General features: G+C 65.7%; 10 protein-coding genes and 1 pseudogene. All 11 read left to right on the top strand.

Going from position 1 to position 14,397, the window contains the following annotated elements; genetic code table 11:
- Window positions 1–631: 631 nt before the first annotated feature.
- Complete coding sequence (locus NP511_RS09715) at window positions 632–1,792, top strand: hypothetical protein (RefSeq protein WP_136396879.1); 1,161 nt, start codon at window positions 632–634, stop codon at window positions 1,790–1,792.
- Window positions 1,793–2,056: 264 nt separating this feature from the next.
- A complete protein-coding gene (locus NP511_RS09710; RefSeq protein ID WP_049965340.1) occupies window positions 2,057–2,245 on the top strand; it encodes a PQQ-binding-like beta-propeller repeat protein in 189 nt (62 codons plus the stop codon).
- A gap of 69 nt (window positions 2,246–2,314) precedes the next feature.
- Window positions 2,315–2,413, top strand: a pseudogene (locus tag NP511_RS22965) (PspA-associated protein PspAB); the annotation flags it as partial.
- A 422-nt stretch (window positions 2,414–2,835) separates the two neighbouring features.
- Window positions 2,836–4,452, top strand: coding sequence for a receiver/sensor box histidine kinase (locus tag NP511_RS09705; protein ID WP_049965341.1), 1,617 nt, complete (start codon window positions 2,836–2,838; stop codon window positions 4,450–4,452).
- On the top strand, window positions 4,449–5,657 hold the full coding sequence (locus tag NP511_RS09700; RefSeq protein ID WP_049965342.1) for an outer membrane protein assembly factor BamB family protein: 1,209 nt from the start codon (window positions 4,449–4,451) through the stop codon (window positions 5,655–5,657). Before NP511_RS09705 ends, NP511_RS09700 begins: the two co-directional genes overlap by 4 nt.
- 143 nt (window positions 5,658–5,800) lie before the next feature.
- The gene (gene radA, locus NP511_RS09695; protein ID WP_006182991.1) at window positions 5,801–6,832 is read left to right on the top strand and encodes a DNA repair and recombination protein RadA; all 1,032 of its coding nucleotides are present in this window, start codon (window positions 5,801–5,803) and stop codon (window positions 6,830–6,832) included.
- A 602-nt stretch (window positions 6,833–7,434) separates the two neighbouring features.
- The gene (locus NP511_RS09690; protein WP_049965343.1) at window positions 7,435–8,808 is read left to right on the top strand and encodes a diaminobutyrate--2-oxoglutarate transaminase; all 1,374 of its coding nucleotides are present in this window, start codon (window positions 7,435–7,437) and stop codon (window positions 8,806–8,808) included.
- Window positions 8,805–10,388 carry a pyridoxal phosphate-dependent decarboxylase family protein gene (locus NP511_RS09685; protein WP_049965344.1) on the top strand — a complete coding sequence of 528 codons (1,584 nt, stop codon included), beginning with the start codon at window positions 8,805–8,807 and terminating at the stop codon, window positions 10,386–10,388. Before NP511_RS09690 ends, NP511_RS09685 begins: the two co-directional genes overlap by 4 nt.
- The gene (locus NP511_RS09680; protein ID WP_049965345.1) at window positions 10,385–12,274 is read left to right on the top strand and encodes an IucA/IucC family protein; all 1,890 of its coding nucleotides are present in this window, start codon (window positions 10,385–10,387) and stop codon (window positions 12,272–12,274) included. Before NP511_RS09685 ends, NP511_RS09680 begins: the two co-directional genes overlap by 4 nt.
- Window positions 12,271–12,936 (top strand): GNAT family N-acetyltransferase, encoded by a 666-nt coding sequence (locus NP511_RS09675; RefSeq protein ID WP_049965346.1) that lies wholly within the window; start codon window positions 12,271–12,273, stop codon window positions 12,934–12,936. The genes NP511_RS09680 and NP511_RS09675 overlap by 4 nt, the downstream gene beginning before the upstream one ends.
- Window positions 12,929–14,395 (top strand): lysine N(6)-hydroxylase/L-ornithine N(5)-oxygenase family protein, encoded by a 1,467-nt coding sequence (locus tag NP511_RS09670; RefSeq protein WP_049965347.1) that lies wholly within the window; start codon window positions 12,929–12,931, stop codon window positions 14,393–14,395. Before NP511_RS09675 ends, NP511_RS09670 begins: the two co-directional genes overlap by 8 nt.
- Window positions 14,396–14,397: the final 2 nt, after the last annotated feature.

Below are 14,397 nucleotides of genomic sequence, written 5' to 3'. Positions count from 1 at the left end.
AGAGCCCCACAGACAACCATCGAAACTCCATTATTCCAACTGCGCCATACACCGGTGCTCCCTTTTCCTGCCGCTCCTCCTTCCGTTCTGTGATACCTTGATTAACTGACGCCGTTATTCAAATCTACAGGGCTGCGCTCCAAAGACCGAAGTCTTCTATTAGAGGCATATTTTAACCACATATAATATAGGAAAAACTAAGTGGCAGTAGAAAATAACATATATTATGGCTATTCAAAACGGATTCCGCATTTTATTCACTGCAGTTATATATGCTACTGCTATCTCTCTTGCCAGTTTTGTGTTTCTCCCAGACCAAACTAGTCTATTGTTCTTAGTTCCCATAATCTGCGTCTCGCTTCTATTTGTAAATGCCGTGATCACAAATCATGTAGATGAACTAGGATACGCGATTATGGCTGTATGGGTTACTATTCTGGTTATTTCTGTTTTTTCTGGTGTCTCAACTCGCCTTTTGGAAGTTGATAGCATAAACTCTGGAGGTCTACTTGGTATCGTTATAATCTCAATGATCCTGGTTTCGGTGTATTCTATATCTTCGTATTATCTTTAGTGCCCCTAACCTCAAATAGAAACTAATATATGTGTGTAGATTAAATGTAGGAAGTACATGCCTAAAAACATTAGCGAACGAAGAAGGAAAGTTGTGAAGGGTATTCTTGCAGTCGGCTCTACTACGATGGCAGGAACAGCTTCCGCTGGTTCAAGCCCAGATTTTGAATCCGGTCCTGAGAGCCAACTCCGTCGGCTTACTAAGAAACACGGAAAGTTCCGTATTGGGCGGGGATATTTCCTAAATGATGAAAATGAGGTCATTGTTGATACCACTGGCAAACGCCATTCTGGCTTTGATGCAAACTATAGAACTGATGTGGTAAAATTCAAACAACAACTGCACTTTGAGGACGGCTATAGTACGCACACGGAGACTGAACTTAGACTCGATAAAAAACAACAACTATCCACCATGTCTACAAGCGATTCTCTGTCTGATCCTCATTTCAATTCTGGTACCCTTGTCAGCAAAGTCGGTGACAAGAAATATGAAAACACCTTCTCAAAAGAAGAATTTATAAATAATAGTCATATATCCCGGGAAGTAGCACAGAGTAACGAGGGCGTCAATAGTAGTGGTAATGTAAACTCAAATGTTGTGACATCGAACAGCGGATTGCGGTATATTGGAACTTCTGATGACGGTACTGAAGACCTTGATCAGGGCCTCCCAGTTATTAACTCAGTAGGCGCTAATTATAAAACCAGTGACAACCGGTGTGGAGTTTCCCAACGAAGTACATACCTGACAGTAAACTCTGGTGCTACAGCAGAGGTTTATCAAACAATCTCGGTTGATCAAGACCTTCCTAACGCTACGGTCGAATACGAAGGCGATGTGGAAGGTGTCGTTTCAAGTGTTGGAATGGGCGGCTCCGTTACAGCAGAGGGTTTTGTTAGGGACAACTCCGGTGAAAGATCGACACTAATTATGGATATTAGTACAGGAATTGCTGAAATCCCGTTCATCACAAATTCTGGTGATGTTGATGAAGGGTTTGGACCTAATGCCGGTACCGTTGGAGATCAGTCATACCTTGACTATCAGATGACTACAGACATTGAGGCAGGTAACGTAGAGGTAGGTGTTCGAATGAATGTTGAATTTAATGGCCTACGTGGCGGCATCACTCAAACCAATTTCATGCCAGCAGAACAATTCTATCAGCCTAGCGGTTTAGGAACAAGATATTCTAGTATTACTATAGATTATTAACATAACTATTTACGAAAGGATACGACTGTTTGGTCTCCTTCGACAAGTGCCTCGATAACGGTGTCTGCTTCAGGTTCGAACCAGTATATGATTTGATATTCATATTCGTAGCGTTGGTATCGACACATAGTGATTGGGTGGCACCAATCTAGTGATACCCACAACTCCGGGCTCTAGCGCGACCTTGATGGCCCCTCCCGCGTGAGCGAGGCCTGAACGACCGATCTCGTCGGATCGCCTGTCTGTAACTGTAACATTGTCTATATGAGGGCGAGCCGCGGGAACTGCTCCCCGCTCGAGGCCGAGACGGGCGAACGGCTGTGGGCCTACGAGACCGAGTCGGCGGTCGTCGGCCAGCCAGCGATCGCTGACGGCCGCGAGTACGACCGGCCTCGAGCGACCCGTAGTCCGCTCTCCGAACCGCCCGACTCGGACCTGTTTGAGGACGAATAGTGAGAATCAGAACAGCGATGGATCGACGAGCGCGCGTTCGCCGGGACTGAGGACGGGACCGTGTCCACCCTCGAGTCGGCCTTAGACGGCGAACTCGAGATCGAGCGCGAGAAGGAGTACTGGTACCCGCTCTGGCCCAGCGAGAGCGGGACCCACCCCTGGGAGTAGCGGCCGTCTCCGAACCGGCGGCACTCGCCGCTGGCCGGCGAGGCGATCACGTCGTCGGGTTCTCCCCTGCGGGCCGGCCGACTCCCAAATCGTGTAGGAGTCAGCCGTATGCCCGTGCCCCGTATAGGTGGGAGTACGCGGCAGGAAGCCACATCATCATCATCACAACTGCGCCATACACCAGTTGCTCCCTTTTCCTGCCGCCCCTTCCACGACTCGGCGTAGCGCCGCCGCTGCCCCGCCGTGAGACGCGCCGTCCTCGAGTGGACCACGCGTGAGCGCCAGCGGAACGGCGACCGACGGCGTCCGCCGTGGCACCGTCGCCGGGCTCGATTCCTCGCTCTGACTGACTGTATCCGCGCTTGATAGCAGGCCAGTGGAGTTATGCCGGTCGCTTCGTACGGGTTAGTGAACGACTCGTAATGACCGGCCTCTCGAATCGATCCGTCGGGTGGGCCCTCGCCGCGGCGGGCGTCGTTCTCTCCGTCTTCCACCTGGTAAACATCGCCCGTCGCGGCGTGACGCCGCTCCAGTTGTTCATCGAGGGAATTCCGCTCGTCCTCTCGATCACGCTGGCGATCGTCGGCGCGCTCCTGGCTCGCGACCGGCTGATCGCGCCGGGGTTCGCCGGGCGGATGCTGGCGTGGATCGCCGCCGGCGTGGCGTCGCTCTGTGCGCTGGGCGCGTGGCACTTCTCGATCATCATCATCCTCGGCTCCTCGCTGCCGCTGTTGGCGGCGATGCTCGACGTCGCGACGTTCGGCGCGCTGGTCGGGGCGCTCGTCGGCATCTACGACGTCCGCGGCCGCGAGCGCCAGCAGTCGATCGAGCGGTTACACCGCATCAACGACACGATCCGCATCGCGACCCAGGAACTGGTCAACCGGACCGACCGCGACGCCCTCGAGCGGGCGGTCTGTGACCGGCTCGCCGAGTCCGACCCCTACGAGGGGGTCTGGCTCGGCCGGTACGACGCCGACGCCGCGCGGGTGCGACCGAGCGCGTGGGCGGGGCTCGAGGACGAGTACGTCGAGTCGCTCGACGTCACCGTCGACGACAGCCCGACCGGGACCGGGGCCGGCGGCCGCGCGATCAAGACCGGCGAGATCCAGTGCGTTCCCGACGTCTTCGCGGACCCGTCGATGGAGCCGTGGTGGGACGAGTTCGAGCGCCGCGGCGTCACGTCGATCGCGGTCGTCCCGATCGCCCACGACGAGACCGTCTACGGCTTCGTCAGCATCTACGCGGACCGCCGGACCGTCTTCGACGACTACGAGCAGGCGGTGCTGGCCGAACTCGGGGAGTCGATCGGCCACGCCGTCGCCTCGCTCGAGGCCCGCGACCGCCTCGCGAGACGCGAGGCCGAACTCGCGCGCCAGAACGACCGGCTGGACGCCTTCGCCGGCATCGTCTCCCACGACCTCCGGAACCCGCTGAACGTCGCGCTGGGCAACGTCGAACTCGCGCGCGAGCAACGGGACGGGGACGACGGCCCGCTCGAGGACGCCGCGGCCGCCCTGGAACGCATGGAGGCCCTCATTCGCGATCTGCTGGTCCTCTCGCGGCAGGGCGAGACGATCGACGACCTCGAGGCGGTCCCGCTCGGCGACGTCGTCGACGCGGCGTGGTCGACGACGGCCGGCTCGTCGGCGGCGACGCTGCGGATCGACGGCGACCTCGGGACGATCGCCTGCGATCGGGACCGGCTGCGACAGCTCCTCGAGAACCTGTTTCGCAATAGCGTCGACCACGCCGGTCCCGACGTGACCGTGACCGTCCGGCGGACCGACGCGGGATTCGAGGTCTTCGACGACGGTCCCGGTATCCCGTCGGACCTCGAGGACCGGGTCTTCGAGGCGGGCGTGACGACCGACGACGACGGCACCGGGTTCGGTCTCGATATCGTCCGGACCATCGCCGACGCCCACGACTGGTCGGTCTCGCTCCGTGAGAGCCCCGACGGCGGTGCCTGTTTCGAGTTCGCCGGGGTCGAGACGCCCGACAGTTATACCGATGGCGTCGGAACCGACACGCAGTGACCGAGTGGAACCAGTTCAAGGGCGATCCGCACAACTCCGGGCTTCGGCGTGAGATCGACGGGCCCGCCCGCGTGACCGAGGGCTGGACCGCCGATCTCGCCGGACTGCCGGGATCGCCGGTCTGCGACCGCGACACCGTCTACGTCGGGACGGCGCGGGGGAACTGCTACGCCCTCGAGCGGGCGACCGGCCGCCGGCGGTGGGTCGTCGAGACGACGGCCGCGACCGATACCGCGCCGCTCGTGACCCGCGACCGGCTGTTTCTGGGGACCGCCGACGGAACGGTCCGCGCGCTCGATCCCGGCACCGGCGAGGTGCGGTGGGCGGTCGACCTCGCGGACGAACTCGCGGCCGCGCTCGCGCTCTCCGACGGTCGGCTCTACGCCGGGCACGCGGACGGGCTGACCGCGCTCGAGCCCGAGACGGGGACCGAACTGTGGCGCCACGAGACCGAATCGGCCGTGGTCGGCGCGCCGGCGGTCGCCGACGGCCGCGAGGGACGGCGTCGTCGTTCGGCCCTCGAGCGGGACGACCCGTCAGCCACGGACTCGCTCGAGTCGACGCCCTCGGCCCCGCTCGAGACGGGCCGACCCGCCGACACCGACGGCGAATGGGCCGGGGATCGTCTCTTCGCCGGCACCGCGTACGGGGCCGTCGTCGCCGTCGATGCCGAGACGGGCGAGGCGGTCTGGACTGCGCCGGCCGACGGCGCGATCGAGGCCGGCCCGACCGTCGCCGACGGCCGGGCCTACGTCGCCGACGACGAGGGCACGATGGTCGCGATGGACGCCGGTACCGGCCAGTCGTGGTTCACCTACGAGATCCGCGACGCCTTCACCACGTCCGCGACCGTCCTCCCGGCCGCCGAGACAACCTTCGTCGGGGCCGCGGACGGCTACTGCCACGTCACCGATACGACCGTCGGCCGGCGGAAACTGCGGGGCTGGCTCTTCTCCCGAAAGGGGATCGAACTCGACGGCCCGATCCGGTCGTGTCCGGTCGTCGCCGGCGATGTCGTCTGCGTCGGCGACGCCAGCGGCTCGATATACGGGATCGATGTCGCCGACGACTGCGACCTCGCGTGGCACGTCGCTCTCGAGGACGGCGTGATCGGCACGCCCGCGATCGGGGACGGCCGGCTGTTCGTCGGCTGTGAGGACGCGCGCCTCCACTGCCTCGAGTGGGACGACGAACCGCGGCGCTGACCGCTGCCTGCTGACTCCGTCGACCGCGCCTTTCGTTCTAAACCCATTGCTTCCGTTCCCGTGTCCCCCGCTGCCCGCTTGCACTTTCACTTTCACTCCCCTGTAAACGAGGGTTTATGGGGGGTCCGGCACAACGGAGGAGTATGCCCGAAGCAGATCTCGAGGAACTCCCCGGTGTCGGACCCGCGACCGCAGACAAACTCCACGATGCAGGTTTCGACTCCTTCCAGAGTCTCGCCGTCGCCTCGCCGTCGGAGCTGTCGAACACGGCCGACGTCGGTGAGTCCACCGCTGCGGACATCGTCAACGCCGCCCGTGACGCCGCCGACGTCGGCGGCTTCGAGACCGGCTCGACGGTACTGGAGCGGCGGAACGAAATCGGCAAGCTCCGCTGGCACATCGACGAGGTCGACGACCTGCTCGGCGGCGGGATCGAGACCCAGTCGATCACCGAAGTCTACGGCGAGTTCGGGGCCGGCAAGTCCCAGGTCACCCACCAGATGGCCGTCAACGTCCAGCTTCCACAGGAAGTCGGCGGCCTCCACGGCAGCGCCATCTTCGTGGACAGCGAGGACACCTTCCGGCCCGAGCGGATCGACGACATGGTTCGGGGCCTGTCCGACGAGGCCATCAACGCGACCCTCGAGGATCGCGAGATCGAGGGCTCGGCCGACGACGAGGACGCAGTCGACGCACTCGTCGAGGACGTCCTCGAGAAGATCCACGTCGCGAAGGCGTTCAACTCCAACCACCAGATGCTGCTTGCCGAGAAGGCCAAGGAACTCGCGAGCGAACACGAGGACAGCGAGTATCCGGTCCGTCTCCTCTGTGTGGACTCGCTGACCGCCCACTTCCGCGCGGAGTACGTCGGCCGTGGCGAACTCGCCGACCGACAGCAGAAACTCAACAAGCACCTCCACGACCTCGACAAGGTCGGCAACCTCTACAACACCGCCGTCATCGTCACCAATCAGGTCGCCTCGAACCCCGACTCGTTCTTCGGTGACCCGACCCAACCGATCGGTGGCAACATCCTCGGCCACAAGTCTACCTTCCGGATCTACCTGCGCAAGTCCAAGGGCGACAAGCGGATCGTCAAACTGGTCGACGCGCCAAACCTCGCCGACGGCGAGGCCGTCATGCGCGTCCAGGACGGCGGCCTGAAGCCCGAGTAATCGGTTTGTCGCCTTTTTCTACCGATCTCAACCGTCTCGCCGCCCCGCCACTCACGCGGCGGCCGCTTTTACGCGCTCGCGTCGAAGCGCGACCATGACCGAGACGGTCGCCGTCACCGGTGGCAACGGTCGCGTCGGCCGGACCGACGACAGGCCGGTACTGGACCCGTCGCCGGCTCTCTGACTCCCCTCGATCCGGGGCCGACGGTGGACTGCGGCGTCCGAACCGATCCCTCAGTACGACGGCTACTTAAATTAACCCGCCCTGTTTCGCGGGTCGGCGTCGGGACGGTCCGATCCTGAACCCGGCCGGGTAGCGGTAGTTACCGCCTGCTACCGGTCGATCCGGCGACCGGCTGCCGGCCGCTGATTCCGCGGTTCGGACCCGATCACTGGCTGCTTCAGTGGGTCGATTCGTCCACTGTGATCGCCGCTTAGCTCCGTTCCACGCCGTTTTGCTTTCTTTCAGCACTTCCCGTATAAGCTTTAGGTTGGCCTAAAAACCGACACGCTTTTCAATATTTAGGCTGGCCTAAAACCTGCATGACGACGCGACGACTACTACCGACCCGACTCGAAGATCGGTCATCGGGTGAGCGACCGTGACCGACAGCAGTTCGTCGGCCGAGCAGCTCCTCGCACAACAGGCCCGGCGCGAATCGAACGCGCGGACCTACCCCCGATCGCTGCCGCTGGCGATCGAACGCGCCGACGGGGCGATCCTCGAGGACGTCGACGGCAACGAGTATATCGACTGTCTGGCGGGTGCGGGGACGCTCGCGCTCGGCCACAACCATCCGGCGGTCGTCGAGCGGATGGAGGAACTGCTCGAGCGGGGACGTGCGATCCACACGCTCGATCTGACGACGCCGGTCAAGGAGCGGTTCGTCGATCGACTGCTCGAGAGCCTCCCCGACGCGTTCGCCGAGAACGCGAACGTACAGTTCTGCAGCCCGGCCGGGACCGACGCGGTCGAGGCCGCGCTGAAGCTGGTCAAGACCGCGACCGGGAACCGGTCGATGCTGGCCTTCCAGGGCGGCTACCACGGGATGACCAACGGCGCGCTCAGCCTGATGGGTGACACGGCGGCGAAAGAAGACGTGCCGGGGCTGATGCCGGACGTCCAGCATCTGCCCTACCCCTACGCCTATCGGTGCCCGTTCGGGCTCGGTGGCGAGGACTGCTGGCGGACGAGCGCCGAGTACGTCGAGCGAACCCTCTCGAACCCCGATAGCGGACTGGTCGACCCCGCCGGCATGATCCTCGAGCCGGTCCAGGGCGAGGGCGGCGCGGTGCCGGCCCCCGCCGACTGGCTCCGCGAGATGCGCCGGATCACCCGCGAACGCGACGTGCCGCTGATCGTCGACGAGATACAGACCGGGCTCGGGCGAACCGGCGAACTGTACGGGATCGAACACGCCGACGTCGTCCCGGACGTGATGACGCTCTCGAAGGCCATCGGCGGCGGGCTCCCGCTGTCCGTCGTCGTCTACGACGAGTCGCTCGACGTCTGGGAGCCCGGCGCACACGCCGGCACGTTCCGCGGCAATCAGCTCGGCATGGCCGCCGGCGCGGCGACCATCGAGTACGTCCTCGAGAACGATCTCGAGGACCACGCCGCGGCGATGGGCGATCGGTTGCGGGGCCGTCTCGAGGAGACCGCGGCGACGTTCGAGGCGGTCGGGGACGTCCGCGGGCGCGGCCTCATGCTCGGCATGGAACTCGTCGATCCCGACGGCGAACCGGATTCGCTCGGTCACTATCCCGCCGACGGTGACCTCGCATCGGCCGTCCAGTCGGCGGCGTTCGATCGCGGCCTCGTCGTCGAGACCGGCGGTCGCGACGGGAGCGTCGTCCGGTTCCTTCCCCCGCTGACGATCTCGCCCGCCCGGATCGACACGGTCGCCGAGATCGTCCACGAGAGCGTTCGCGCGGCCCTCACGGCCGGACAGGATCGCGCGGAGGCCCCAGCATGACCGGCAGCGACCTCGCCGGGCGGCGTCGCCCGGCGGGCGATGGTCCGACGCCGCCGGACGCGGCCAGCTCATTCCTCGGCGACCCGGACGGCAACGCCGCGTACGCGGCGGCGATCGACCGGGCCCGCGACTGCCTCCTCGAGTCGTTCGCGACGGTCGATGGCCCCTACGCCGGAACCGATCACGAGACGCTCCGTGCGCGGATCGACGAGCTAACGGTCGTCCCCGAGACGGGCGATTCGCTCGCAGCCGTCCTCGAGACGGTCGGCGACGAGATCCTCACCGACTCGGTCCGGGTCCACGACCCCGACTGCGTCGCGCATCTGCACTGCCCGCCGACGATTCCGGCACTGGCCGCGGAGCTGTTGCTTTCGGGAACCAACCAGTCGCTGGACTCGTTCGATCAGGCTCCCGCCGCCTCCGTCCTGGAGGAACGGGTCGTCGACGCCTGCTGTGACCTGTTCGACTATCCGGCCGGTGCCGACGGCGTCTTCACCGGCGGCGGCACGGAGTCGAACCTCCTCGGGCTCTTGCTGGCCCGGGACTGGTACTGCCGGACGCGGTTCGACCGCGACGTTCAGTCGGCCGGGCTCCCGCCAGAAGCGGCCGACCTCCGGCTACTCTGTTCGGACGCCGCCCACTTCACCGCCGACCAGGCCGCCCACCACCTCGGGCTCGGCGAGGACGCGGTCGTGACGGTACCGACCGACGACGACCGCCGGATGGACCTCGCGGCGCTGGACGAGGCCCTCGAGGCCCTCGCAGCCGACGGCCGCCGCCCCTTCGCGATCGTCGGAACCGCGGGCACGACCGACTTCGGGAGCATCGATCCGCTCGCGGACCTGGCGGATCGGGCCGCGGAACACGACCTGTGGCTGCACGTCGACGCCGCCTACGGCGGGGCCTGTGCGATCAGCGACTCGCTCCGATCGAAGCTCGCGGGGATCGATCGCGCCGACTCGATCGCGGTCGACTTCCACAAGCTGTTCTACCAGCCCATCGGCTGTGGGGCCTTCCTGTTGCGCGATGGCGACCGCTATCGGTTCCTCGAGCGCAACGCGGCCTATCTCAACCCCGAGCGCGACGACGCGGCGGGGGTGCCGAACCTCGTCTCGAAGTCGCCGCGGACGACCCGCCGGTTCGACGCGCTGAAGCCGTTCGTGACGTTCAACGCGCTGGGCCGGGCCGGCGTGGCCGACTGCGTCGAGTACGTCTGCGAGCTGGCCGACGCCGTCGCCGCTGAGATCCGGGCCGAGCCGGCGCTGGAGCTGTGTTGTGGCCCCGAACTCAGCGCGGTGGTCTTTCGGTATCGGCCCTCGGACTGCGGCGCTCGAGCGGGCGAGTCGGACGACCGGCCCGGTTCCGCGTCTCGGCCCGCGCTCGATCGGCTCAACCGCGGGATCCGCGACGAACTGTTCGCCGACGGCGAGGCCATCCTCGCGCGGACCGAAGTCGACGGTACGGCCGCGCTGAAACTCACCCTGTTGAACCCGAAAACGACGCTTTCCGACCTCCAAGCTGTCCTCGCGGCGGTCGTCGACCGCGGCGAGGCACTCGAAGCGGAGACCGATTCCACATGACAGTACGACCCACGACACGGACGAGTACGTCCGACGACGGCGTCGACGCGACGCGAGTCGCACGCGACGCGACGGTGCATAGCTTCCTGAACTGCTACTGCCTCGAGACCGGTGCCGGCGAGTTCGTTCCCGCGGCCGAGACGCCGATCGACCGCCGGCCCGAGAGCGGGCTCGTCCTGCGGTGTTCGCTCGCGAACCAGGGGATCGACCTCTTCGTTCCGGTCAGGTACCGGTCCCCGACGGGCCGTCATCTGTTCGATCTGCCGGCCGCCTACCGGGCCGGCGACGGCGAGCCCCAGCCGTTGGACTACGCGACGCTCGCGACGCTCGCGACGAAGGAACTCGAACTCGCCCGCGGCGCGGACCCCAACCGCGACGACCTCCTCGAGCGGGTGGTTCGCTCCTGTCGGAACGTCGAGCGGTACGTCGAGGCCCGCGCCGACGACGGCGAGACCCTGTATGGCTCGGCGTTCACCTTCCGCGAGGCCGAGCAGTCGCTGGTCTTTGGCCATCTCCAGCACCCGACGCCCAAGAGCCGTCGGGGAATGGGCGCCGACGCCGAGCGCTACGCCCCGGAACTCGAGGGCTCGTTCCGGCTGCACTACGTCCGCGCGGACGCCGAGATCGTCGAGAGCGAGTCCGCCCGCGAGGACTCGGCCGCCGACTGGGTCCGCGAGGCGCTCCGGGCCGATCCGGCCGTCGCCGACTCGGTCCTCGAGGGGTATCTGGGGGACGACGACGTTCTCCTGCCCGTCCACCCCTGGCAGGCCGAGCGACTCCTCGATCGCCCCGACGTGCAGGATCTCGTCGCGGCGGGGAAACTCGAGTCCATCGGTCCGCTGGGACGGGAGTTTTCCCCGACGACGTCGGTGCGGACGCTGTATGCCCCCGAGTCGCCGTTCATGGTCAAGGGGTCGCTGGCCGTCGAGATCACCAACTCCCTGCGAACGAACAAGCGGCCGGAACTCGAGCGCGGGGTCGCGATCTCGACCCTGCTGGCGACCGAACTCGGCGACGACCTGCGCGACCGGTTCCCCGATTTCGACGTGATCCGCGATCCGGCCTACCTAACCGTCGATCCAGACGCGCTGGCGACCGACGGCGACGAGTCCGGCTTCGAGGTCGTCCTCCGGGAGAACCCATTCCGTGGCGAGGACGCCCGGCAGACGACGCCGGTCGTCGGGCTCTGTCAGGACGCCATCGGTGACGGCCGCTCGCGGCTGGGTCGGATCGTCGCTTCGATCGCCGAGCGCGAGGGCCGCGACCCCGCCGCCGTCAGCGAGGAGTGGTTCCGGCGCTACCTGTCGATCTCGGTGCGACCGCTGCTGTGGCTCTACCTCGAGCGGGGGATCGGCCTCGAGGCCCACCAGCAAAACAGCGTCCTGACGCTCGACGAGGCGGGGTATCCCGACGAGTTCCGCTACCGCGACAATCAGGGCTACTACTTCCCCGAGAGCGCCTACGACCGGCTCGAGGCGGTCTGTCCGGGGATCGGCGAGCGGGCGAACTCGATCTGTCCCGACGCGGTCGCCGACGAGCGGATCCGTTACTACGTCGTGTTGAACAACGCGCTGGGCGTGATCAACGCCTTCGGGACCGCGGGGCTGGTCGACGAGACGCGGCTGCTCGCGATCCTCCGCGAGGAACTCGAATCGCTCCGGGAGTTCGACCGGCCCGGCACGTCGATCCTCGACCCGCTGCTCGAGTCCGAGACCGTCCCCCGCAAGGCGAACCTGCTGACGCGGTTTCGCGGACTGGACGAACTCGACGCGCCGTCGCTGGACGAGCAGTCGGTCTACGCCGAGGTGCGGAACCCGCTGGTCGACGCCGGGGACGCGGCCGGTACCAGTACGGGGCAGTCGTCGGGACCGGAGGTGAACCGATGACGGCCCGGACGCCGGAACGTGGCCCCCACGCCACCGCCGTCGCCGAGTACGACTTCGAGTACTACGACCGGACCATCGACCGACACATCGGCTTCCGGCCGGTCGACCTCGAGCGCGACCTCGGTCGCCTGCACGCGTGGCTGGGTTCGGACCACGTCAAGCCCTCCTGGGACCTCGACGAGCCGCTGCCCGAGTTCCGCGAGACGCTCCGGGAGAAGCTCGCGGACGACCACCAGTCGCTGTATATCGGCTGTCTGGACCACGTCCCGATGAGCTACTGGGAGCGCTACTGGGTCGCCGAGGACGACCTCGCGGCGTACTACGACGCCGAGCCGGCCGACCAGGGGATTCACCTCCTGCTCGGTCCGCCCGAGTACGTCGGCGAGGGGGACGCGATCCCGTTGCTCCGGGCGATGACGGCCTTCCAGTTCAGCCACCCCGAGACCGACCGGGTCGTCGGCGAGCCCGACGCCCGCAACGACGCCGTGTTGACGGTCGCCCAGCAGTGTGGCTTCGAGTTCCGGCGACAGTTCGAGTTCCCCGAGGAGGAGAAGACGGCCAACCTCGTCGTCTGCACCCGCGAGCGGTTCGAACGCGAGGTCTGCCCGCCGACCGCCGACGGGGCCGCCGCGTCGCCGACCGAGGTGGACGACGATGACTGAAGGCAATGCCGACGACGCCGACGAACCAGTCGTCGATCGGGGTCACTACGACGTCCTCGGCGTCGGCCTCGGTCCGTTCAACCTCGGGCTCGCGGCGCTGCTCGACGGCGCGGACGCCGATCTCGAGGCGGTCTTTCTCGAGCGCGACCCCGCGTTCGCCTGGCACGAGGGGATGCTGATCGAGGGGGCCACCCTCGAAGTCCCGTTCCTCGCCGATCTGGTGACGATGGCCGACCCCACCAGCCCTCACAGCTTCCTCAACTACGCCCGGGAACGGGACCGTCTCTACGAGTTCTACTTCTACGAGACGTTCCAGATCCCCCGCCGGGAGTACGACGATTACCTGCGCTGGGTGTCCGAACGGGTCCCGACGACGGCGTTCGACCGCGAGGTCACGAGCGTCGAGTACGAATCCGACGGCGACTCGGAGGGAACGGAGCCGGACTCGAGCGGTGCCGACCCCGGCGATGGCGGGACCTTCGTCGTCGAGGCCCGCTCTCCCGAGACGGGCCGGCGCTACCGCTACCGGGCCGCCGACCTCGTCATGGGCGTCGGCTCCCGGCCCGCCCTGCCGGGGTTCGCCCGCGACTACGCCGACGGAGAGGCTCCCCTGTTTCACACCGCCGACTACCTCGAGCGCCGCGATGCGGCCCTCGAGCGCGACGCGATCACCGTCGTCGGCTCGGGACAGAGCGCCGCCGAGGTCGTACTGGACCTACTCGAGCGCCAGCCCGATGGCGGCTACCGGCTCGACTGGCTCACCCGCTCGGACGGGTTCTACCCGATGGAGTACTCGAAGCTCGGCCTCCAGCACTTCACGCCCGAGTACTCGCGGTACTTCTACGACCTCCCCCAGTTGGAGAAGGACGACCTGCTGGCCGACCAGGACCTGCTGTACAAGGGGATCGATCCCGAGACCAGCGAGCGGATCTACGACGCCCTTTACGAGCGCTCGATCGGCGACCGCGACCCCGAGTTCGGCATGCTCGCGACGACCGCGGTCCGGGACCTCGAGCGCCTCGAGGGCAGTTACTGGCTCGCCTGCGAACAGCGCCAGCAGGAGCGGTCGTTCGCCCTCGAGACCGACGCCGTGATCTTCGGGACGGGGTATCAGCGGCCGACGCCGACCTTCCTCGAGCCGATTGCCGACCGGATCGCCTTCGACGACCGGGGCCGGTTCCGCGTGACCGAGGACTACCGCCTCGAGGGCGCGTTCGGCGGCCCCGATGCCGGCCGCGTGTTCGTCCAGAACGCCCCGCTACACGCCCACGGGGTCGGGACACCCGACCTCGGGCTGGGCTGTTACCGGAACGCCATCATCGTCGAACAGCTCGCCGGGCGCGAGATCTACCCCGTCGACCGGGACACCGTCTTCCAGGACTTCGATGTCGACCAGTTCGCCGACCACGCGTCAGTTCGTGCCGACGCGCCCCAGTCGCTGTCGCTCAACACGGAGTAATC

Source organism: Natrinema thermotolerans (genome assembly GCF_031165565.1).
Classification (GTDB): Archaea; Halobacteriota; Halobacteria; order Halobacteriales; family Natrialbaceae; genus Natrinema; species Natrinema thermotolerans.
The sequence above is the reverse complement of the archived record's forward strand: the minus strand, read 5'-3'. Positions and strand labels throughout refer to the sequence as shown.